Annotated in this window: 25 protein-coding genes and 1 pseudogene; 9 read left to right on the forward strand and 17 right to left on the reverse strand. The window is 64.7% G+C overall.

The window, feature by feature from the left end:
- Nucleotides 1-94 precede the first annotated feature (94 nt).
- From IFT82_RS08085 to IFT82_RS08100, 4 genes are all read left to right on the forward strand, one after another.
- Nucleotides 95-967, forward strand: coding sequence for a LysR family transcriptional regulator (locus IFT82_RS08085; RefSeq protein ID WP_056025206.1), 873 nt, complete (start codon nt 95-97; stop codon nt 965-967).
- Complete coding sequence (locus IFT82_RS08090) at nt 964-2,115, forward strand: TDT family transporter (RefSeq protein ID WP_056025209.1); 1,152 nt, start codon at nt 964-966, stop codon at nt 2,113-2,115. The genes IFT82_RS08085 and IFT82_RS08090 overlap by 4 nt, the downstream gene beginning before the upstream one ends.
- Before the next feature lie 89 nt (nt 2,116-2,204).
- Nucleotides 2,205-3,440, forward strand: a complete 1,236-nt coding sequence (locus IFT82_RS08095) for a molybdopterin-dependent oxidoreductase (RefSeq protein WP_192126038.1) — start codon at nt 2,205-2,207, stop codon at nt 3,438-3,440.
- A 12-nt stretch (nt 3,441-3,452) separates the two neighbouring features.
- Nucleotides 3,453-3,935, forward strand: coding sequence for a c-type cytochrome (locus IFT82_RS08100; RefSeq protein WP_056025216.1), 483 nt, complete (start codon nt 3,453-3,455; stop codon nt 3,933-3,935).
- A 307-nt stretch (nt 3,936-4,242) separates the two neighbouring features.
- On the opposite strand, the gene IFT82_RS08105 is transcribed toward IFT82_RS08100, so the two are convergent.
- A complete protein-coding gene (locus IFT82_RS08105; RefSeq protein WP_056454901.1) occupies nt 4,243-4,650 on the reverse strand; it encodes a MerR family transcriptional regulator in 408 nt (135 codons plus the stop codon).
- A gap of 63 nt (nt 4,651-4,713) precedes the next feature.
- Here IFT82_RS08105 and IFT82_RS08110 point away from each other — a divergent pair, with 63 nt between their 5' ends.
- Together IFT82_RS08110 and IFT82_RS08115 are read left to right on the forward strand one after the other, a co-directional pair.
- The gene (locus tag IFT82_RS08110) at nt 4,714-5,481 is read left to right on the forward strand and encodes a MauE/DoxX family redox-associated membrane protein (RefSeq protein WP_056025222.1); all 768 of its coding nucleotides are present in this window, start codon (nt 4,714-4,716) and stop codon (nt 5,479-5,481) included.
- A gap of 422 nt (nt 5,482-5,903) precedes the next feature.
- Complete coding sequence (locus IFT82_RS08115; RefSeq protein ID WP_056025225.1) at nt 5,904-6,107, forward strand: hypothetical protein; 204 nt, start codon at nt 5,904-5,906, stop codon at nt 6,105-6,107.
- Between the two features lie 35 nt (nt 6,108-6,142).
- On the opposite strand, the gene IFT82_RS08120 is transcribed toward IFT82_RS08115, so the two are convergent.
- The 9 genes from IFT82_RS08120 to IFT82_RS08160 all read right to left on the reverse strand — a co-directional run bounded on the left by IFT82_RS08120 (nt 6,143) and on the right by IFT82_RS08160 (nt 12,966).
- On the reverse strand, nt 6,143-6,583 hold the full coding sequence (locus tag IFT82_RS08120) for a DUF411 domain-containing protein (RefSeq protein WP_056025228.1): 441 nt from the start codon (nt 6,581-6,583) through the stop codon (nt 6,143-6,145).
- Between the two features lie 58 nt (nt 6,584-6,641).
- Complete coding sequence (locus tag IFT82_RS08125) at nt 6,642-7,016, reverse strand: DUF305 domain-containing protein (RefSeq protein ID WP_192125835.1); 375 nt, start codon at nt 7,014-7,016, stop codon at nt 6,642-6,644.
- Between the two features lie 81 nt (nt 7,017-7,097).
- A complete protein-coding gene (locus IFT82_RS08130; RefSeq protein WP_199860401.1) occupies nt 7,098-7,688 on the reverse strand; it encodes a DUF305 domain-containing protein in 591 nt (196 codons plus the stop codon).
- Nucleotides 7,688-8,443, reverse strand: a complete 756-nt coding sequence (locus tag IFT82_RS08135) for a PepSY domain-containing protein (protein ID WP_056025355.1) — start codon at nt 8,441-8,443, stop codon at nt 7,688-7,690. Before IFT82_RS08135 ends, IFT82_RS08130 begins: the two co-directional genes overlap by 1 nt.
- Nucleotides 8,434-9,567, reverse strand: coding sequence for a copper resistance protein B (locus tag IFT82_RS08140; protein WP_192125836.1), 1,134 nt, complete (start codon nt 9,565-9,567; stop codon nt 8,434-8,436). The genes IFT82_RS08135 and IFT82_RS08140 overlap by 10 nt, the downstream gene beginning before the upstream one ends.
- Nucleotides 9,568-9,644: 77 nt before the next feature.
- Nucleotides 9,645-11,621, reverse strand: coding sequence for a copper resistance system multicopper oxidase (locus tag IFT82_RS08145; protein WP_056025238.1), 1,977 nt, complete (start codon nt 11,619-11,621; stop codon nt 9,645-9,647).
- Between the two features lie 45 nt (nt 11,622-11,666).
- Complete coding sequence (locus IFT82_RS08150) at nt 11,667-12,260, reverse strand: RNA polymerase sigma factor (protein WP_056025241.1); 594 nt, start codon at nt 12,258-12,260, stop codon at nt 11,667-11,669.
- Nucleotides 12,257-12,697 (reverse strand): periplasmic heavy metal sensor, encoded by a 441-nt coding sequence (locus tag IFT82_RS08155; RefSeq protein ID WP_056025244.1) that lies wholly within the window; start codon nt 12,695-12,697, stop codon nt 12,257-12,259. Before IFT82_RS08155 ends, IFT82_RS08150 begins: the two co-directional genes overlap by 4 nt.
- Nucleotides 12,694-12,966, reverse strand: coding sequence for a hypothetical protein (locus tag IFT82_RS08160; protein WP_056025246.1), 273 nt, complete (start codon nt 12,964-12,966; stop codon nt 12,694-12,696). The genes IFT82_RS08155 and IFT82_RS08160 overlap by 4 nt, the downstream gene beginning before the upstream one ends.
- Nucleotides 12,967-13,085: 119 nt before the next feature.
- Here IFT82_RS08160 and copC point away from each other — a divergent pair, with 119 nt between their 5' ends.
- Both copC and copD read left to right on the forward strand, forming a co-directional pair.
- The gene (gene copC, locus IFT82_RS08165) at nt 13,086-13,457 is read left to right on the forward strand and encodes a copper homeostasis periplasmic binding protein CopC (RefSeq protein ID WP_056025248.1); all 372 of its coding nucleotides are present in this window, start codon (nt 13,086-13,088) and stop codon (nt 13,455-13,457) included.
- Nucleotides 13,458-13,459: 2 nt separating this feature from the next.
- Nucleotides 13,460-14,389, forward strand: coding sequence for a copper homeostasis membrane protein CopD (copD, locus tag IFT82_RS08170; RefSeq protein WP_056025251.1), 930 nt, complete (start codon nt 13,460-13,462; stop codon nt 14,387-14,389).
- A 34-nt stretch (nt 14,390-14,423) separates the two neighbouring features.
- Here the strand turns inward: copD and IFT82_RS08175 are convergent, their stop codons facing one another.
- Nucleotides 14,424-14,747 carry a four-helix bundle copper-binding protein gene (locus IFT82_RS08175; RefSeq protein WP_156348067.1) on the reverse strand — a complete coding sequence of 108 codons (324 nt, stop codon included), beginning with the start codon at nt 14,745-14,747 and terminating at the stop codon, nt 14,424-14,426.
- A gap of 328 nt (nt 14,748-15,075) precedes the next feature.
- A pseudogene (locus IFT82_RS08180) lies at nt 15,076-16,082 on the reverse strand (IS481 family transposase).
- Between the two features lie 136 nt (nt 16,083-16,218).
- Between IFT82_RS08180 and IFT82_RS08185 the strand changes: the two are divergent.
- Nucleotides 16,219-17,001 carry an outer membrane protein gene (locus tag IFT82_RS08185; RefSeq protein ID WP_192125837.1) on the forward strand — a complete coding sequence of 261 codons (783 nt, stop codon included), beginning with the start codon at nt 16,219-16,221 and terminating at the stop codon, nt 16,999-17,001.
- 416 nt (nt 17,002-17,417) lie between these two features.
- Here the strand turns inward: IFT82_RS08185 and IFT82_RS08190 are convergent, their stop codons facing one another.
- From IFT82_RS08190 to IFT82_RS08210, 5 genes are all read right to left on the reverse strand, one after another.
- A complete protein-coding gene (locus IFT82_RS08190) occupies nt 17,418-18,413 on the reverse strand; it encodes a 3'-5' exonuclease (RefSeq protein ID WP_244646599.1) in 996 nt (331 codons plus the stop codon).
- Entirely contained in the window at nt 18,367-18,864 is a 498-nt protein-coding gene (locus IFT82_RS08195) for a hypothetical protein (protein WP_192125838.1), read from the reverse strand. Before IFT82_RS08195 ends, IFT82_RS08190 begins: the two co-directional genes overlap by 47 nt.
- 59 nt (nt 18,865-18,923) lie before the next feature.
- Nucleotides 18,924-19,307 (reverse strand): hypothetical protein, encoded by a 384-nt coding sequence (locus IFT82_RS08200; RefSeq protein ID WP_244646600.1) that lies wholly within the window; start codon nt 19,305-19,307, stop codon nt 18,924-18,926.
- A 212-nt stretch (nt 19,308-19,519) separates the two neighbouring features.
- A complete protein-coding gene (locus IFT82_RS08205) occupies nt 19,520-19,882 on the reverse strand; it encodes a DUF4878 domain-containing protein (RefSeq protein WP_192125839.1) in 363 nt (120 codons plus the stop codon).
- A 44-nt stretch (nt 19,883-19,926) separates the two neighbouring features.
- The gene (locus tag IFT82_RS08210; RefSeq protein ID WP_192125840.1) at nt 19,927-20,679 is read right to left on the reverse strand and encodes a hypothetical protein; all 753 of its coding nucleotides are present in this window, start codon (nt 20,677-20,679) and stop codon (nt 19,927-19,929) included.
- Nucleotides 20,680-21,613: the final 934 nt, after the last annotated feature.

The raw sequence follows: 21,613 nt of genomic DNA on the forward strand, positions 1-21,613 counted from the left end.
GCAGACGAAGGATTACCGATCGTTCCGATATCCAGATTGGAACAAACAGATCGAACGGTTGGTCGTATCGATCAGTTTGCGCGATACAAGCTGCATGACCCTGGAGCAGCTCAGAATCTTCGTCGGTGTCGCCGAGCGCGAACACGTCACCAAGGCAGCAGAGGTGCTGAACGTCACGCAGTCCGCTGCCTCCGGCGCGGTCGCGGCCCTCGAAGCGCGCTACGGGGTTCCTCTGTTTCACCGCGTCGGGCGTGGCATCCAGCTGACCGAAGCGGGCCGCGGCTTTCTGGAGGAAGCGCGCGCGGTGCTGGGGCGGGCAGCGCATGCCGAGACGATGCTGGCGGACTATGCCGGGCTTGCCCGTGGTTCGTTGCGGATCGTCGCCAGCCAGACGATCGCAAGCTACTGGTTGCCCGCAAGGCTTGCCGCCTTCCACGACCGCCACCCGCAGATCGCGGTCGAGCTGGCGATCGACAACACCGAAGGCGCGGCAGCGCAGGTCCTTAGCGGAGCGGCGGAACTCGGTTTCGTTGAAGGCGAAGTGGACGAACCAGCGCTGGCGCATTGGGAAGTCGGACGCGATCCGATGGTGCTGGTCGGACGCAGGGACGCCGAGCGTGTCGACGAGGACTGGCTTCGCGCTGCACGCTGGATCGTCCGCGAGCAGGGTTCGGGCACGCGCTCGACCTTCGAGGACGTGCTGCGAACGCGCGGGTTTGATCCGGCCCAGCTGACGGTAGCGATGACGCTGCCGTCCAACGAGGCGGTGCGTACCGCGGTCGAGGCCGGTGCCGGCGTCGCTGTGTTGTCGCGATTGGTCGTCGCACGCGCGCTCAAGGCCGGCGATCTGGTCGAGCTGGCGCTTGAGTTACCCGATCGCGCCTTCCACGCGCTGCGCCACAAGGAACGCTATCGCACCCGCGCGGCCGACGCGCTGACGGACCTCATCAAGGAGCAGGTCGCATGACTGCCGACGCACCTTCGGCCCTGACCGGCCTCAAGCCGCTAAGCAGGCTCGATCACCCGCGCGAGATGATCCGCCAGTTCACACCCAACTGGTTTGCCGCGACCATGGGCACCGGCATCCTCGCTCTCGCGCTGCCGCAGGTGCCCGGCATCGGCCCCGCGCTCAAACCGATTGGCGAGGTGTTGTGGTTCTTCAACATCGCGCTCTTCATCCTGTTCGCCGGTCTCTATGGCGCGCGCTGGGCGATGTTCGGGCATGAGGCACGGCGCATCTTCGGCCACAACACCGTGTCGATGTTCATCGGGACCATCCCGATGGGCCTGGCGACGATCATCAACGGATGTCTCGCCTTCGGGATCGCGCGATTCGGTAACGGCATCATGCCGGTCGCACACGTCCTGTGGTGGATCGACGTCGCCATGTCGCTCGCCTGCGGCGTGTTGATCCCCTACCTGATGTTTACCCGCCACGAGCACAGCCTGGACGGCATGACCGCGGTATGGCTGCTGCCGGTCGTCGCAGCGGAAGTGGCGGGTGCCAGCGGCGGGCTGCTCGCGCCGCATCTGACCGATCCCCACGCGCAGATCGTGACGCTCGCGACCTCGTATGTGCTGTGGGCCTATTCGGTGCCGGTCGCGTTTGGCATCCTCGCTATTCTGATCCTGCGCATGGCGCTCCACAAGCTCCCGCACGAGAGCATGGCGGCATCCTCCTGGCTCGCGCTGGGGCCGATCGGCACCGGGGCGCTGGGTATGCTGGTGCTTGGGGCGGATGCGCCGGCGATCCTCGCGGCGCACGGGCTGGTCGGTGTCGGTACCGTCGCGCAAGGGATCGGCGTCGTCGCCGGGCTCTGCCTGTGGGGTTTCGGCCTGTGGTGGCTGGCGCTCGCGACGCTCATCACCATCCGCTACTGGCGCGCCGGCGTCCCATTCAACCTTGGCTGGTGGGGCTATACCTTCCCGCTCGGCGTCTACACCGTCGCCACCTTCCGCCTCGGTACGACGCTGAACCTCGGCTTCTTCGGTATCGTCGGCACGGTGCTGACGATCGCGCTCGCGGCGATGTGGCTGCTGGTCGGTGCCAAGACGCTCGCCGGAGCATGGCGCGGCAACCTGTTCGTCTCGCCCTGCATCGCTACCCCGAACTGATCCACCCTGATGATCGGATCAGTCGGTCCGATCACTTGCAGAACGCCCCTTCGATCCGCCAGCGTGGCTGGCCACAGGAGAGCCTTGTCATGGACAATTTTGACGCCGCGCTGGCGAGTGAAACCAGCCGTCGCCGCTTTCTCAGGCGTACGGCGCTCGGCACCGCCGGCCTTGCCGCAGCACCTGCGCTGGCGCAGCAGCTCGTCGACCTGAAGCTGCGTGGCGGCAATGCCGAGCGGCCGATGACCAGCGCCTTTCCTGGCAAGGGCAGCATGATCCTCCAACGCATCCATCCTCCGCTGTTGGAGACGCCGATGGACGTGTTCGACAAGTCGGTGTTCACGCCCAACGACCAGTTCTTCGTCCGCTGGCACTGGGCCGACATCCCGACCTCGATCGACGTCGAGAGCTTTCGCCTCAAGGTCTTCGGCCACGTCAACAGACCGCTGTCGATCAGCCTTGCCCAACTGCTGCGCCTGCCGCGCGTCGAGATGGCAGCGGTCAATCAGTGCTCGGGCAACAGCCGTGGGTTGTTCCAGCCGCGTGTCGCCGGCGCGCAATGGGGCAACGGCGCGATGGGCAATGCCAAATGGCTCGGTGTGCGCCTGCGCGACGTGCTTGATCTCGCCGGGGTCAAAGCAGGCGCGGTACAGGTACGCTTCGGCGCTCTCGATCAGCCGGTCGTCGCTGGCGCCCCCGACTTCGAGAAGGCGCTTGGGCTCGACCATGCCCGCGACGGCGAGGTGATGATCGCCTTCGGCATGAACGGCGAGCAGCTGCCGCTCCTCAACGGCTTCCCTTGCCGGTTGATCGTGCCGGGCTGGTATTCGACCTATTGGGTCAAGATGCTGAACGCGATCGAGGTGCTGCCCGGCCCTGACGACCAATATTGGATGGCCAAGGCTTACAAGATCCCGGCGACGCCGGGCGCCAACGTGATGCCGGGACAGAAAGACTTCCCGACCGTCCCGATTAACCGCATGATCCCGCGTAGCTGGATGACCAGCCTGCCGGATGGCCAGGTGATCGCCTATGAAGCGTCCATCCCGGTTGGCGGGATCGCGATGGGCGGCGACTGCGGCGTCGCCAAGGTCGATGTCTCATCCGATGGTGGCCGCACCTGGTACAGGACGACGCTCGGATCGGATGAGGGCAAGTATAGCTTCCGGCGCTGGGATGGTCGCGTGCCGCTTAGGCGCGGTCCCAACCCCATCATGGTGCGCTGCTGGAACGCCAACGGTGTCGCTCAGCCGATGAAGCCGATCTGGAACCCCGGCGGGTTCATGCGCGGCAACATCGAAACCACCACCATCATTGCGGCCTGAGGAGCGAGTAGCATGAAGACCCCGTCTCCCGGCATCATGGCCGCTGGCCTGATCGGCCTGACCGGCATTATCCTCGTCTCGATCGGGGCGCCGAGCAGCCGCAAGGCGCCTGCCCCGATCTCCGAGACATCCGAGCCGGCACCGCCCACCAGCGTCTCAGCCCGCGGCTTTTCGCTCGCCTCGACCAGCGTCGACCTGCCGGTCGACGACGCGACCTATCCCGATGGTCTGCACGCCGACGTCGTCAACGCCAACTGCACTTCGTGCCACTCGGCCAGCATGGCGCTGACCCAGCCTGCGCTATCGGCGGATCAGTGGAAGGCGACCGTCACCAAGATGCGCGAGGTCTACAAGGCGCCGGTGGCCGAGAAGGATGTCGACGAAATTGTCGCCTATCTCACCGCCATGCCGCATCAGAAGGCGGCACCCGCAACCGGCAAGGCGCAAGACCCCGATCCCAAGGTGGCTCCCGATGTTTCAGGTGGCACCGGCTAACCGAGCCATAATCCCAAAATACCATTTCAATCGGGAAAGTCGTCATAACCGGTCGGTTGTGACGCTGTGGAACCTACCACGGCCTCTCAAGGGTTTGCGTGTGTCAGAACCGTGGTTCAGAATGCCCGCTTCGGAGATCGGCAACGTGCCTCGGCTACGACCGACTTTGGGTCGGGAGCCGACCGGCAGGACGTCGCTGGTGGCCGACCGACTGCTCGTGGGTGGCTAGCTGCCGTCCAGAGAACGGCCGGTTCAATGAGCGCGGTCCACAGGGTTTTCATTGCTCCACATGGCGCGCGCCTAACACTCAAGCGTGATCGAACGCTTGAAGGATCGGACACGGCCCGGCCGAGCCGCTTCCGCACTCTCTCGCGAGATGGCGAAGGGAGGCGCGCACCCGCTCAAGCTCCTGAATCTTGGTGTCCAGCGCCGCAATCCGCTCATTGGCAAGCTCGCGTGCGCGGGCGCGATCGTCGGTTGCGTCGAGCGCTAGCAGTTCGCCGATCTGCTCCAACGTGAATCCGGCTGCCTGCGCCGAGCGGATAAACCGGAGGCGGCGCACGTCATCGACACCGTAGCGCCGAATACCACCGCTCGCGCCGGAGCCTCCGGGTCGGTCCGGCGTATCGAGCAAACCTCGGCGCTGATAGTAGCGCACGGTCTCGACACCGACGTCCCCTTCACGCGCGAGACCCGCAATCGTCAGTGCCGCCATGCCTTGACTCCGTACTATAGTACGGACCCTATATAGGTTCCGCGAACAGGATGGAGAAGTGAGATGGCGACCGCGGCGCCCAAGAAAGCAACGATCTATCGCATGGTGATGCCGACGCACACCTGCCCCTATGGCGTGAAGGCCAAGGATCTGCTGCGCCGGCAAGGTTACGAGGTCGAGGATCATTGGCTGCGCACGCGCGAGGAGACCGACGCGTTCAAGGCGGAGCACGGCGTGAAGACCACACCGCAGACCTTCATCGGGGGCGAGCGGGTAGGGGGTTATGACGATCTGCGCCGCTTCTTCGGCAAGGCGGTGCGCGATCCCAAGGCGGTCACTTACCGGCCCGTAGTCGCGGTGTTCGCCATGACCGCGCTGATGGCGCTCGCGGCCAGCTACGCTGCCTTCGGCTCGCCGTTCACGGTCCGCGCTGGGGAATGGTTCATCGCCTTCTCGATGTGCGTGCTCGCCATGCTGAAGCTTCAGAACGTCGAGAGCTTCTCGAGCATGTTCCTCAACTACGATCTGCTCGCCAAGCGCTGGGTGCCCTATTCCTACGTCTATCCCTACGCAGAAGGTGTTGCGGGCGTGCTGATGGCCGCTGGTGTCCTCACTTGGCTTTCGGTGCCGATCGCGCTCGTCATCGGGACGATCGGTGCGGTATCCGTCATCAAGGCGGTCTATGTCGACAAACGCGAACTCAAGTGCGCCTGCGTGGGTGGGGACAGCAATGTGCCTCTGGGCTTCCTGTCGCTGACTGAGAACGTGATGATGGTCGCCATGGCGCTATGGATGGTGATCGCTCCGGCAGCGCTCTCGATGCCGCACTGAGCCGTTGACTTCAGGTCCAAAAGGCTGCCGATAGCTGGCGTGAAATCCGGATCTCGCCCTCGTGTCAGCTTCGTTCGCACTGCCGTCCTGGCCGTGCTTGCGATGATGCTGCTCGTCCGGTTGGGGCCGATCTGCGAAACCAGTGCTCAAGCAGCTCCGATCGCCTCGGCAATGGCTGGGTGCGAGGAAAAAGGCTCTTCGGCACCGGACAAGAAGGCACCTCAGCCGGCCTGCGCGACGCCCTGCATCGCCGTCCCGGGGGAAGCCCTGGCGAGGGCAGAGCCGTTATTCTCATTCCCGATCGCCGCTTGGCCTTCGCCGACCCCTGTCATGAACGGGTGGCTGATACCGCCCGCCACTCCACCTCCACGAGCCGTGTAACCATCCAACAGGTTTCACACATTCAATCGACGGAGCTTTTAATGACCAAGTTCAAGCTGATCGGCGCAGCGCTGGCGCTCGCCCTTCCGACCGCAGCCTTCGCGGCCGGGTCCTGCTGCGCCGACATGGCGTGCTGCAAAGACGGTGCCGATTGCTGCAAGGACGGCAAGGGCGATTGCTGCAAGGACATGAAGAAGGGCGGCGATCATGCCGGTCACGACATGTCCGGAATGCCCAAAAAGTAAGCCAGGGGAGGGAGGCGTCTGCGCCTCCCTCCTTTTCAGTGGTGGGCGAACACCTTGCGTCCACCAGGTCCGAACGCAACGACGTCGTAGGGCTGGGTCTTCATGCCCGGCATCTCCATGCCCGGCGAGCCCATCGGCATCCCGGCAACCGCGAGCCCCGTCACACCCTTTGGGTGCGTTGCCAGAGCCCGCTTCATGTCGGCGATTGGCACATGACCCTCGAAAGTCATGCCGTCGATGATGGCCGTGTGGCATGAGGCCAAGTCCGCGGGCACGCCCCGGGCCTTCATGAACGCGGGCCGGTTCGCGTCGTCGACGACGCGGACCGCCCGACCGAACTGAGCCTTCACCTGCTGCGCCCACTTCTCGCAACATGGGCAGCCCGGATCGCGGTGCATCAGCACCGGCCCGACAGCCACGGCTGCGACCGGCATGGCGAACGCTGCAACAGCGGCGAGAAGGCGAATGCGGGTCATGTCTATTCCTAGATGGCCGCCCCACCGCAGGCAAACCCTGCGGTGGGGCGGGGGCCGATCACTGTGCAGCCTTGCCGTGCGCCCGCAGCCAGGCGTTCAGCTCGCCGACTTCCTTGTTCTGCTCGGCGATCGTCTTGGTGGCCATCATGCGGACCTTTGCGTCCTTGGTTTCGCGCAACACTATCTGCGACATGGCAATGCCACCGCGATGATGCTCGACCATTTTGCGGACCCAGGTCTCGGTCGCATCAGCGCCCATGGCCGACATCATCTTCTGATGCATCTGCATTTCAGAGGGCGGATAGGGGTTCGCCGGCGTCGGCTTCATCATCTGACCGTGGTTCATGCCCGGATGATCCATGCCCTGCATCTGGGCGATGGCCGGAGCGGCGCCGAGCGCGGCCGCGAGGGCCAAAACAGTCATCTTCTTCATCGTGTCTCTCCTGGGTAAACGCCCCCGCCCACAGGAGGGATACGGGCGCGCGTACCGTATCCCTCACGCCCATGATCGAATTCAGCGGATCGGCTGAAGGGTATTCACCCCGACGCTATCATCAGTTTCAGGTGGGGGAGGGGGAACCTGCTTGTCACGATAGGAAGGCAGGTCGGGCGCATTCGCAGGCGTAGGATTTGCCTCAAGCCTGGCAATGGCCCGCTTCATTTGCGTGATCTCACGAACCTGAGCATCGATGATTCCGTCCGCCAGCTTGCGCACCTCGGGGTCTTTGATGTGCGCGCGCTCGCTCGTCAGGATCGCGATCGAGTGGTGCGGGATCATGGCTTTCATCCAGCTCACGTCATCCACCGTCTCCTGGCTGCGGACGAGCCACAGCGCGAGCGCGAACACTACGATGCTACCGCCGATAATCGCGGCATTCGTCCGCTTGTTCTTGTACATCGACCACATGAAAAGGAGCATGATGATCGCCATCGTGGCGCCCATCACGAAGGCCATCCAGAACCGCGTCTGGCTGAACTCTATATGCCCGAGGGCATAGACGTTCACGTACATCAGCCCGAACATGACAACGGTCGAAGTCGCCACCATTGCCGCAAAACGACCGTAGCCCATGCCCATGTTCATCTTGCCTTGGTGCTCGTCCATCATGCGACTCCCTGTCTGGAAATACGCCCCCCGGCTTTGCGGCGCGGCCGTCTCGGCCAGCGCATGAAGAGAAGGATCGCACCCGACACTGCGAAGACGAGACCGCCTGCGGCGAAAGCGTTGAGCCACGGCGTGTTGAACCGCTCGTGCTCCGTCCAATCCATGATGTGGAGACCCCAGAAGAAGTCGTACAGCCGCCACGTTCCTGTTCGGACCGACGTGAGCCGTCCCGTCTCGGCCGCTACATAGATTCGGGTGGCGTCATCGTCGGCGAACGTTGCACTCCATGCCGGCAGCGCCCCGCGATACTCGGTACTGGCTCGTTCAATCCGCTCGATGGTGGGTGCGGGCACACCAGCCCCCCGATACGCCTTCTGAGCGATCGTCCCGGCCACCCTGGCATCCAATGGTGGGATCGGCGCAGCCGTGCGAGCGTCCAGCAGACGGATGCGACCATCCACAAGCTGTGCCTCAACGATCGCTCGCCCGAGCAGCATTCGGTGCTGAAGCTGGCGGACCGGCGCTCCGGCCGACGCCAGCAAGGCAGGCAACGATGCGAAGCCTTGGGTGCTCGACAGCGCCGGCTCGGCGTTCCGTTCGATCCGGTGATCGCCGTGCACGGTGTCAATGGGGAGCAGGCTCATCACAAGGCCGCTGGTGAACCAGACGATCGCCTGCGCGCCGATCAGGAGAGCAAGCCAGCGGTGGATCTTGCTCGCTCCAAGGTGGAGGCGGAGCCGCGGGCTCAGAACCAGGTCCTCACGCCGGCGACGAAGCTGAAGCCCCCTGTGTCGTCGCCCCGCGCCCGCGAGAAGCGGGCGGTGTCGCCGAACTGCCGTTCCCACGACACGCCGATATAGGGCGCGAACTCACGGCGGCCCTCGTAGCGAAGCCGCAAACCGGCCTCCAGGTCCGTCAGCCCGGAGCCGATCCCGGTCTCCCGCACGTCCTGGGCGGCGAAGTTGGCCTCTACCCTGGGCTGGAGAACGAAGTAGTTGGTGATGCGCTGGTCGTAATAGCCCTCGGCGCGGGCGAGCACGTCCCCCTTGTCGGAGAGGAACAGCGCGCCCTCGACCTCGAACTGGTAGGGGGCCAAGCCCTCGATCCCGATCGTCGCATAGGTGCGCGACGGGTTCGGCTTGAAGTCGTAGCGGACGCCGGCCTGGAGATTCCAATAGGGATCGAGGGCATGGCTGTAGAGCGCCTGCACCTCGGCGCTCTCCAGCGCCTTGCCGAAACCACCTTCGCCTTCTGACTTCAGCCAAAGGCGATTGATGTCGCCTCCGACCCAAGCCTCGCCATCCCAGCGGTAGCCGTCGCTTCCTTTGCGGGCCTGATACTCCGCAAGATTGAAGAGCACCTGATAGTAGGTCATCCCGCCATGCTCGCGCCGCAGGTCGTTCTCGCGGGAGCTGGCCATGGCATCCGCCCCCCAGAAACGATCGGCGAGATGATCGCCGGGCGGAGCGGGAGCGGGCTTGTTGCCGGGGGGGAGGTCGGTCCCGATCTTGGCGCCTGTCTGGCTACCATCCATCGCCATGCCGGGCATCGCGCTCATGTCGTGCCCGGCGTGCGGGTCCTGCCCGGCTGCTGCCGGGGAACCCATGCCGGGCATGGCGGACATGTCGTGCCCGGCGTGCGGATCTTGCGCGGGCGCGGGCTGCTGCTGAGCGCCCATGTCCATTCCCTGCATCCCGCTCATGTCGTGACCGGCGTGCGGATCGGCCACCCGAGCCGGCGCGGCCTGAGCGCGACGCGGGGCCCTCCGAACCTGGGCCTTCCGCTTGGCCGCGGGCTTGGCTGCCGCTTTCCGCGCGGGCTTGGGGGTCGCCTTGGCCGCGGGCTTCGCCGGCATGGTCATTCCCGGCATGTTGTGCATGGAATGATCCATGCTCTGCCCGAACACAGGGCCGGCGACGACTGCCGAGGCAAGGCCGGCGAGAAGGAGTGACCGGTTCACGCTGATGCCTCCCCGGCCTTGCGGACCTGGACGACGCGCATCATCCCTGCGTGCATGTGGTAGAGCATGTGGCAGTGGAACGCCCAATCGCCTTCCTCGCCTGTCACGTCCCAGCTCACCGTGCCGCCTGGCTGGACGAGCACGGTATGCTTCCGGGGCGCATAGGCACCTTTCCCCGTCACCAGGTCGAAGAAGTGACCGTGGATGTGAATGGGATGGCCCATCATCGTGTCGTTGATGAGGGTGACACGCACCCGTTCGCCGTGCAGCAGGGTGATCGGATCGGGGCTCTCCGACAGCTTCTCGCCATCGAAACCCCACATGTACCGCTCCATATTACCGGTAAGGTGGAGCTTGATCTCGCGCTCGGGTGCCCGCGTGTCGGGATTGCGATCGAGTGCCACCAGATCGCGATAGGTCAGCACGCGGTGCCCGACATTCTCGAGGCCCTGACCGGGCTCGCCCGTGCGATCGACTGGCATGGCCGAAATGGTCTGGACACCCGGACCCTTCTTCACACCCGGGGCCTTCGAGAAATCGCGCATGTTCATGCTGCCCATGTCCATTCCGGCCATCGGCTGCCCATCTGTCATGCCCGGCATCGCACCCGACCCATGATCCATCCCGGGCATGGCGCCGCTCTGACCCTGCGGCGCGGTCATCCCGGCCATGGCGCCGGCAGCAGCGCCGGCGGCACCATGGTTCATCTGGGAATGGTCCATGCCCTGCATCGAACCGGCACCTGCGCCATGGTCCATACCGCCATGGTCCATGCCCGCCATTGATCCAGCCTGTGCGCCCGTCGCAGCGCTTCCCATGCCCTGCATGGAGCCGTGATCCATCGTGCTCATGTCATGGCCGCCCATGCCCATGTCCTTCATGGTCGCGAGCGGCCGCTTGCGAAGTGGCGGGACTTCGGCAGCCATGCCCTCGCGGGGTGCGAGCGTCGCGCGCGCCATGCCGGAGCGATCGACGCTCTCGCCCACCAGCGTGTAGGCGCGCATGTCGGGCGGCGTGACGATCGCGTCATAGGTCTCGGCCGGGCCGAACTGGAACTCGTCGATCTGAACGGGGCGCACGTTCAACCCATCAGCCGCGACGATCGTCATCGGCAGGCCGGGGATGCGGACGTTGAAGGTCGTCATGGACGATGCGTTGATGAACCGAAGCCGCACCCGCTCGCCCGGCCGGAACAGCGCGGTCCAATTGTCCTTGGGACCATGGCCGTTGACCAGATAGGTGTAGGTCGAGGCGGTCACGTCGGCGACATCGGCGGGGTCCATCCGCATCTTGCCCCACATCAGCCGCTCTTTGAGCGGCTGATCCTTGCCCGCCAGCAGCCCGCTTAGGGTCTGGCGCTGGCGGTTGAAGTAGCCCGACTCCTTCTTGAGGCGGTCGAACAGGTAGTGCGGGTGCTGGAAGCTGTGATCGGACAGCACGATGACGTGCTCGCGATCGAACTGCACCGGGTCGGGGTCCTTGGGGTCGATCAGGATCGGCCCGTAGTGCCCCTCCTGCTCCTGGAGCCCCGAGTGGCTGTGATACCAGTAGGTGCCGCTCTGGATGATCGGGAACTCGTAGGTGAAGGTCGATCGTGCCGGGATGCCTGGAAAGGCAATGCCGGGCACGCCGTCCATCTGAAAGGGCACCAGCAGCCCGTGCCAATGAATAGAGGTTTCCTCATCCAGATCATTAACGACGTGGAGGCGCACGTTCTGCCCCTCGCGCAAGCGGATGAGCGGAGCAGGCACGGTGCCGTTGATGCCGATCGCGTGGCTCTGCCGCCCGTCGATCATCATCATCTGGTGAGCGATCTTTAGCGTAATGTCGTCGCCCGAAACTGTCGGCAACGGCTTGGCGATGCCCGCGGACACCGGCTGCGCCCACGCCGGCATATAGGCCGACAGAGCAAGGCCGCTTCCGGCTAGGGTGGCACCGCGCAGCACTTGGCGGCGGTCGAGAACGCGCGACATGAAAGCTCCTAGAAGGTGGGCCGCTACCGGCCCGTTTCACTCCTTCTACGCGTCCCGCACGCCGATCCCTTGTTCGGTGTTCAACTTTTCGAGGAGACGCGAGCGGGCACGGTAGAGGCGGGTTTCGACAGCCTTCTGGCTGATCCCCAGCACGTCGGCGGTTTCGGCTTGGCTCAAACCCTCGATGGTGCGCAGCACCAGAGCCTCTTTTAGATTCATGGGCAGAGCGGAAATGGCATCTGTTACCCGGTCCAACTCCTGGCGGTCGGCTGCGCCGTCGTCGATTGCCACCTGATCGTCCACCACAGCTTCAGCCCGATGATCGATGGGGGCCGCGAAGGAGAAGAACCGGCGCACCGTGCGCTTTCGCGCCCAGTCACGACATTTGTTGATCGCGATCGTCGAAAGCCACGCTCTCATGGCGCGCTGCCCGTCGTAGCGCGGGAGGGCCTGGTGTGCGGCGACGAACGTCTCCTGCACCAGATCAAGCGCTTCGTCGGGTTCGCCGACGCATGCCCGCGCGAGCCGGAACACCGGCTGTTGGTAGCGTCGCACGATTTCGGCAAAAGCGGCCTGCCGACCGGCAATGCTGAGCGTCGCCAGCTCGCCATCGGACAGCGTGGTCCAATCGAGGCTCACCCCTGGCCGTCGGTGAGCGCCTTCACCACCGCAGCATCGAATTGAGAGGTCTGATCGGTGCGCAGAAGCTGCCGCATGGCAAAGATATGCGCCAACGTGGCCTTCTGCAGCTCGCCCATCGCGGCATGGCTCTGATCGACCGCGGCCGTGACCCGCGGGCCGTTGCCGTGCTCGGCCTCGATCGCCTCGGCGAGCCGAGCATTGGTCGCGCGCAACTCCAGCTCGAGAGCGCGCCGTTGCACCGCGAACCGGTCCTCCAGAACCTTCAGCTTTGCCTGCTGATCGGCATCGAGCGCGAGCTTGTGGTGCAGGACCTCGTGCAGCGCGGCGCCCGGCTGCTTGGGCTGGGGCAACAGCGCACGTCCAACGAACACGCCCCCGATCGCCGCGAGAAAGGCGAGTACGACACACAGCAGGACGCGCTTGGTCGAGGTCACGGCTCGCCGATCAGCAAAGTCGAGGGTGCGAGCGGCGAGGCCCCGCCGAGCGGTGCGAGCGACACCGCGGGGCTCGCGGTCGCGGGCAGCTCGGCGCCGATCATGCCGATCGCCAATGCCGCGACCGTCACCGCACCGATGCCGAGCCCGGCCTGTCGCACGACCGGCCGTGTGCCGATGCGCGCGAGAACACGTGCTTCGACGTCGTCCAGCGCAGCCGGAACAGGTGCTCCCGCCAACCTCACCAACGCTCTGTCCAGATCATCCATGTTTTCCACTCCGCCCCTCTAACACTGGTTACGCAGCGCTGCCCATCATCCCTCATCGGTCGCGTGAGGGGTGCGCGACCGTGCCGCGTAGAATGGACAGAACATCACGGAGTAACCGCATGCGTCGCGCCCTAATCCCTGCCGCCCTTGCCATCCTCGGGCTCGCCAGCGCCGCCCAGGCTCATCCTAAGCTGCTGTCCGCCTCACCGGCGCCGAACGCGACTGTCGCCAAGCCCGCGCGCCTCGCGCTGCGGTTCAGCGAGAAGCTGATGCCGAAGTTCTCGGGCGCGGACCTGATGATGACCGCGCATGGCGGCACCGCGCACGCGCCCATGAAGGTCGCGGCTGCGGCCGGGGTCGCCGATGATGGCCGCACGCTCGTCGTCACGCCCAAGGCGCCGCTCGCCGCGGGGCGCTACAGCGTCGCTTGGCATGTGGTCTCGGTTGACACCCACCGGGTAGCCGGAAACTTCGCCTTCGCGGTCAAGTAAGGGTGGAGACCGACTGGCCGCTGATCGCGGTTCGCGTCGCGCTTTATGCAACGCTGAGCGGGTTGTTCGGCTTGTCGGCCTTTAGTCTCTACGGCCTCAAAGCCGGCGAGCGCGCCAATGCGCTCGCCTTGCGCCCCTGGCTCGTCGGAAGCGGCCTGCTCGGCCTCCTGTTCTCCGGGATCGCCCTCGCACTGCTCGCGGCGGCGATGGCCGGGGCACCGCCCTGGCCGGTCGATCAGGAGGCGATCGGGATGCTCCTCTCCGGGTCCGCAACGGGCACCGCGTGGGAAGCGCGCATAGCTGCGCTCGTGGTGGCGTCGGTCGCGGCCCTCGTGGCAACCGATCGCGCGGCTTTGCTCGGCTTGGTGACGTTCGCTGCGGCCGTGGCGCTCGCCACGCTTGCTTGGACAGGACACGGCGCGATGGACGAGGGCGCTGTTGGCTGGGTGCATCTGGGCGCCGACATTCTTCACCTGCTTGCGGGCGGAGCCTGGGCCGGAGCCCTACTCGGGCTCGTGCTTTTGGTCGCCCGGCCGGTCGGCCGCGTCGACGCCGCCCATCTGACTCTGACGCACCGCGCACTGCACGGGTTCGGCATGGTCGGCACGATCCTGGTCGGCACGATCGTCGTCACGGGTGTCGTCAACGCGTGGCTGCTGGTCGGCCTCGCCAATCTGCCGGACCTTCCGACTACGCGCTACGGCCAGCTTCTGATCGCCAAGCTAGCGCTGTTCGGCACAATGCTCGCGCTCGCGTCGCTCAACCGCTTCAGACTTACGCCGGCGTTCGAGCGCTCGATCGCCGCGGCCGATCATCACGGCGCGCTTCGCGCCCTGCGGCGCAGCCTCGCGGTCGAGGCGAGCTGCGCAGTGGCGATCCTGGCGCTCGTCGCATGGCTGGGGACGCTCGAACCGCCCGCTTCGGCGATGTGAAGGGCGGGCGGCCAAGCGCCGCCCGCCTCGCCGCTCAGGCGGCCATCTTCTCGCATTCCTCGGCGCACCGCTCGCAGGCGGCGACGCACTCTTCCATCCCGTCCAGCCCTTTGCAGCTCGCCGCGCAAGCCCGGCAGATCTGAGCGCAGATGCCGCACACGAGCTTATGCTGGTCGGAGCCGCGCGCCATGAAGTCGAGCGAGGTGGCGCAAACCTGCGCGCAATCCAGCATGATCTTGATGTGGTCGGGCGCGGCGTGCGGGCCGCCTACCTGAAGGCAATGCTGCGTCGTCATCGACAGACAGGTAATGTGGCAGTGGTGGCAGGCATCCATGCAGGCCTGCATTTCGGCGCTCATGTGGTGGTGCATCGTCGTTCTCCGCGTAAGGCCCCCCTTATTCGCAGTACGTGCCGCACCGGTGCTTCCCTTAGATAGGTGCTTCCATTTATCGCTAATTGTTCGTGGCTTTCGATTAGGAGTAATCACAGTGATACCGCCCCGTTGACCTGTGACGTTGTGGGATATCGGTCTCCGATGGGTTGGTGCTCGTTGGTCTTTGAAAGGCCTAGGAACAAAAAGGATTTTCCTAGAAATCGGGGCCGGTTTTTTGAAGTTAGTCGCGGACTGTAAAAAGACCAGTATTCTAAGGTGCTTTCAGGGTATATTCAAAAGGTACCGTCAGGCATTAGGTGTTTAGTCCCGGCATCTGGTGGATCGGGTCGACGATGAACCGGTCTGGCTCTGACGTCCAGATCTTGGCGATGTATTCGTAGGGTGTGAGACCGCTGAGCGTCTTGAGCCGGCGGGCAAAGTTATAGGCGGCCATGAAGTCGGCGAGGTGCGTCCGGAGCTGATCGTGGCTCTCGTAGTGGAAGCGTTTGACGGTCGCCTCCTTGATGGTGCGGTTCATCCGTTCGACCTGTCCGTTGGTCCAGGGGTGGTTCGGTTTGGTCAGCCGGTGCTCGATGCCATTTGCCTCGCAGATCATGTCGAAGCGCATCTGGCGCGACCAGGGGGTGTTGCGGTTGCGGGGCTGCTCGGCGAACTGGATTCCCCCTTCGACTTCGCTCAGGACAGGATTGTCGGTCAGGATCGTGTGGATTCGGTAAGGCACGGCTTTCAGCAGGTGTTCGAGAAACTCCCAGGCTGTTCGTCGATCAGCCTTGTCGACCAGCTGGGTGACCGCGAACTTGCTGGTGCGGTCGATGCCGACGAACAGGTACAGTTTGCCTTCGGCGGTCTGCACCTCGGCGATATCGATGTGAAAGAAGCCGATGGGATAACGCTTGAAGCGCTGGCGCTTGAGCTTGTCGCCCTCGATGTCCGGCAGGCGGGATATGCCGTGCCGCTGCAGGCAGCGGTGCAGCGCTGACCGTGTCAGATGCGGGATCGACGGCTGCAGCGCATAGAGGCAGTCGTCGAGCGGCAGCAATGTGTGACGCCGGAACGCGACGACGGCCGCCTCCTCCTCTTGCGTCAAAGTCGTGGAGTGAGGGGCCTTCGGCCCGGTCTTCAGATCCTCCACCGTCGCCCGCTTACGCCACTTCGCGACCGTCTTCGGATTGATCCCCATCTCCCGGCTCAGCGTCGCGAGCGAAGCTTGCGATCGCTGTATTGCTGCTCGGACAGCGTGCGTGGTCCCTTCGGCAGGCTCAGGACAGGCGTGGCGCTCCCGTGACGTACCTGTCCCATATGGCTTCCTTCCCTTCCAACGAAAGGATCGCACCATCAAACCGTGGGATCAAACACCTAGGCTCAGTGCGCGATGAGCAATACTTTATTGAAAACAACATGAAGCCAAGCAATCTACTTATTGAGAGCTAGGCTGTTGTTTAGATTTACCGAATTATTTGAAAGTTTCCCGTTGTATAAAATAGTAAAAATGCAATATTATTCATCATTTGCCGCAATAACAATACCGACCACGGCGTCCGCGCAAACATTCGTCGATGTATTCGCCGCTCGCTACCCACCTGAACGCACTGCGGCATCGATCACCGCAGACGAGGCCAGGATCAATGGTGCGATCGTACCGGCGCAGCTGCGGGTTGATGTCGAAAGCCTGAGGCCAACGAAATCGACCATATTCGGCCTTCGTGTTGGGCATTGGTTCAATTGGTTCGGTGTGGCTATAGATGCAGCCACGCTAAGTCCTGATTTGGACCGGCAAACCGTCAGAGCCTCGGCCAATCTGAGGTTCGACGAACGGGTGTTTGGCGAGCAGGTAACCATCGATCCTGGGCAATCGGTCGCCGTCGACATACCCAGGCTGAAGGTTCCGACGACCGCGACGGCCGCTGCCCTAGCGATGGTTCGCATACCCCGCGCAGGCGTCCAGCCCTACATCTTCGCTGGTCCGGCCTATCTCATCACCGACAGCGACGTCAGTGGCTACTGGGGGATTCGGGCTGGTGTCGGCGCCAGGCTGCCCCTTTCCCGCCACATCGCCATGTTCGCAGAGTACCGATACACGGGCATCGGTAATGCCCACGCGATCGCTGGTCGGGTCACAGGATCGGCTGGAGGAATCTCCGGATCGACTGGCGACATCCATGTCGGGCTCGATATGCGCAATCACAGCCTGGCTGGAGGGCTGAATCTGACATTCTAGGACCGGCCCGATGCGCAGACGTGTCGTACCGACCCGCCCGCGGCGTGTCGGTACGACGGCATCGTCGAGGCCCTTATCAACGCGATGCCTGAGGCGGGAGGGGGGCGCGGTTGATGGTGGCGGGGCTACTCGGCCGCCGTTTCGATGGGCTCGGCAGGCGTCCTTTCATGGACAAGGCTTTCCTAGGCCGACAGCCCCTGCGGGCATGGGGTCAGATCGTCGGGCGATGGCTGGCAGTTGGCCGACATCGACGAGCTCTTTCCATCGTCATGCTCTGCCGTACGGGGTCGAAGGACTACGCTCCGAGCAGGAAGTGGTCATCGGCCAGAACGCCATGCGCGCATGCGAACCGTCACCGGCCCGTCATCTCGATCCGATCGTTTGCCTGACGAACGACAGGATCTGGCCCGGGCGGATCATAGGAACCGCGTCGCCGCCGTGATCGGTTCGATGTCCGGTCCCATCGCCCTCGCTCCTGCCGGTACGGCATAGACGTTGGCGGCCAGCCATAACTCCTCCGCGATGCGGGCGTCGTCGGACACTTCCCGCCACCAGACGCGTCGGTCGAGATCCCAGCGGTATCCCCGTTCCTTGAGCATGTCCTTGACGTCGAAGGCCGCACCGACCGCCCTGACCATCCAGCTCGGCTGCGTCGCCGCCTTGATCAGAATGGTCAGCGCCGTCCGATCGTCGAAGCGATGTCGGAGCAGCTGAATGACGGCGTCCACATCCGCGCCAGCACCTCGCCCTTCGTGGAACCACCCGGCCTGACGGAGGAGATGACCGAGCTCCACTCCGTCGAAGCCGTTCGATCTCCAGTCGATCTGCGTCATCGAGCAGGCCCATGCGAGATCGCCGACGCCTTCCAGCCGACGTTCGATCCGAGGCCTGTCGGCGGCGGCACGATGCGAGATCACGATGCACGCCGAACGTAGCAGACGTACCGCCACCTCGTCCTTGATGCCACGGCCTGCCACGTCCGCGTCGGTCAGACCGGTGACTGCGGCGACATCCGGCGGTATCGCGACGCCCGGGTCCTCGTACCATCGATATACCCGGTCGACATGGGTGACGACGCCAGTCCGGTCGAACCGGAAGCGGCGCATCGCAAGATCGATGATCGTTGTCCGCGTCGGGCTTTCCCCCGTGGCCCGGGCGGCGACGACTACGCCTATCCTGGTGTCGGATCCGTTGCCGACGCCGGTGGACCCATCCTGCACGTCGAGACGGTACTGAACGCGCACGTTCCCGTTCTTGCCGACCGCGTCGACGCGGCTGGTACCTTCCACTTGTTCCATGTGCTTCTCCGTTACCTGCCAGGACGGCGCGGCGGGACGGCGTGCGTCGCCCGCGCCAGCGCGATGACTACAGTTCGACGCGCTGCTCGATGTCCACGACGAACGTGCCGACATCCACCGAGCCGCAGTCCCTCTCGACGCGTCTGATGACCTCCGCCAGCGTCTCAGGAACGAGCGCGATGACGATCGGCGACGAACGGTGAAAGCCGACCCGGATCTCCGCGAGCGGCACCACGTCGTCGCCAAAGCGGCGGCGGAGCCGCTGGACCACCTCCATGGGATGCCGGGCAACGGACGCGTGGAACGCCTGCATCAGGACCGGCCCGCCTCCCGAGGCGATCGACGCCGTGTAGAGCTGTGGCGCGGTCGACGACTTCGCACGGCCGCTCCTCCCACGCCGGGGCCTGGCCAGCCGGCCTCGGTCTCCTGGCGGCCGGACGATGGGGATCTGGAACGGGAGGTCGTCGTCGCTCTCGCGATGTGTTGCCACCGTGAGCGCGGAACGCCCCCTGCGGATCGGCGCCGTGGCCGGTAGGCGAGGGGAGCTTCCAGTGAAGATCGTCATGTCGTCTTCTCCAAGTCGGGTGTGCCCGGACGAATGGCGTGACCTGACACGCGTCAGGTTCAGACCGCGGCGAACACCGCGGGGGCATCGTCGAGGCAGAGATCGTCGATGATGGCGGGATCCGCATCGAGCCCCAGGACCAGGTCATGGAGCAGGATCGCCCTGATGCAATGACCCAGCTCGAGAGCTGCCTCGACGGCATCGCGGCCATCCAAGAGTTCGCGCGATGCGAGCATCCATGCCATGGGGTCGTGATCCATCCCTTCGCGCTGGGAGCGTGCCCACGTCTCGGCCGAGACCAGCGCAAGGCGAATCAGGCGGCGACGGGTTGCGATGACCGGAGAGTCGTACGGGCTGTCGGGATCAAGAGGGTCGGGCGGCATGGACCCTGGATCTGCCCGTCGAACCCCTGCGGCGCGTGACGGGTCGAACGTCGTATCCATAGGGTGCATCTCCTTTCACCATGCCTCGGCACGGCTGCGTCTATCCGTCCGACATGCGGCCGAGCATCGGAAAGGTAGGAAACCCTACTTATAATTCAACCCTTCTGGAAATGTAGCATTACTCATGGTGGATGTCTTTCCGTCTTCGTCCGCCCTGCGCCTGCGGACATGGAAGGAAAGCCCCGCATCCGTAGGCGCTGCGGGGCGAGCCGTCACATCGTGACATACCATGTGCCATCGACCCGTCGGAGCTTCGTCTGCTCGCGCGCGACGGTGCCGTCGCCGTAGTGTCCCTCGGCCCGGACGATCGCATGATCGGCGTCCGCCTTTACGATCTCGGCGACGGAGACGTTCTTCAGGCCGCCATGGGATTTACCCTTCGCCGCTTCGGTGGCCAGGACGGCCGCGATGATGGGGCCCACCGTCTGAGCCATCGCAGGATCCATGCGCTGCATCGCCTCCGCCGTCCGCCCGGCGGCCTTGTCCTCCATGAAGCCACGCGCGGTATCCTCCGGGCCGGCCGAGCAGGCGGCAAGCGACAGGCACGCGGCCGCGACGAACTGTATCTTCCTCATGTGAAACGTTCCTCTGGTCCGGATCATGGGGATGGTCGTGGCGATCACAGCGCCGGCTTCCGCGCTCGCGTGGAGAAGAAGGCGTCGGCTGCCTGGGCGACCAGAGCGTAAGGCCGCTCGGCCGAGCCTTCCGGTGCCTGCAGCAATATCGTGCCGCCGTCGGACCCGAGTCGTACCGTCGCGCGGAACCCGGCCGGCGTTGTGGCACCCCACCGTGCGGTAAGGTCGCTACCGCCGTCGTCGGTCCGTGGCCTGCCCCACTTGCCGACGAGCATCCGCCGCCATTCGGCGGCCGCCGTGCCCTGTGCCGCGACATAGACGATGTCGTAGAGATGCGCCCCGTCCGGCCACGTCAGCATGCGCAGCGTGTATCGGCCACCCGCATCGTCCTCCACGTTGGCCTCGCTGAGCACGCCACGATGGGTCTCCTCGCCACCGGCACCTCCGCGTGTATTGATGAGGCTCCTGACCGAGGACTCGAAGTCGACGCCCCGCGTAATGATGCCCGGGGTCATGTGCCGGGTGCGGACGACGGCGTCCACCTGCGCCTCGGACATGCCGAGCCGGAAGCCGCCGAGATCGAAGCCGACCGCATCGCCTGGTTTCGCATGGTCGGCGACGGCCGTCAGGCCAGGCATGACGGGCGTCGACGGGATGACGAGTCCCGGCTGATTGGGGCCGCTGCCGAAAATGGGCGGGATACGATCGAGCAGCCGGGTGGTCGGCGCACGCTGCGAGCTCGCGGGCAAGGGTGCCGCAAGGGTGCAGATGACGGGTATGACGATGGCGAAGCGCATTCAGCGGTCTCCCGGAGCGTCTGGGAGGATGGGCCGGACTACCTGATGGCTCCCTGCGGCGATGCGCATGGCGCAGCGCGGGGATCATCGTCGACGGTCCGACGAGATGGCACGCCGCCCAGTCGGCCGCATCTCGCTGCGCGAGATGCGGGCCTCCTGAGCCGGATGTTGGAAACCAGAACGAGACTGGCGCGAACGCCTTTAGCCGGGGCTTGGACATACGCGTCCGCCACCCGGCCGAAGAAGCTCTTCGACCATCAATGGTCTTTCGACCGACTCTCGTTCAGGGTTTCCACGCCCCGGCCCGGGAACCGCTTCCCGTGCAGAAGTGATAATAGGTATCGCTCCGCCCGAACGCCAACGTTTTAAGGGATGGATATGCGATGAAATCGACATCGCGCCATCACTGCCGGCCACAGGCATGGCCTGACCAACACGATCCCCTGCCACGGCTGCCACATGATGCCACCGGCAAGTCCCGATCCGCGATCCGCCGTGCGTACACGACGGTAGCCGTCCGGTATGACGAGCCTAGGGAGCCCCGCGATGGCCACGGCGTTCCCGGGTCCTGCAGGGGCGGTGGTACATAGTGGCTCGCCGTGGATCGTCGAATGCACCGAAACTTGACGAGGAAGACAATTCGCCAGCGCCCGAGTTGCGGACATTCATGACAATGCTATCAAACTCGCGATGCGCAGCTCATTAACGGCCTTTCCGATCTGCCGAACGGAACGTCTAGCCGTCAGACCATTGTTCATGCCTTATGCAAAAGCGGTACGGGCAGTCGCGGACGATACGTCCATTACCGATGTCGTCCATTCTCTGCCGACTCAACTCACCCGTTGGAATGCGGAAGCTCTGATCAGCAGTAACAATGACGAGAACTTCCTCCTTGGCGCCTAGAGGCTGTTATGGACTTTGGAGCGCGTCTGAT

The sequence above is a fragment of the Sphingomonas sp. CFBP 8760 genome (genome assembly GCF_014841615.1).
In the GTDB taxonomy this organism is placed as follows: Bacteria; Pseudomonadota; Alphaproteobacteria; order Sphingomonadales; family Sphingomonadaceae; genus Sphingomonas.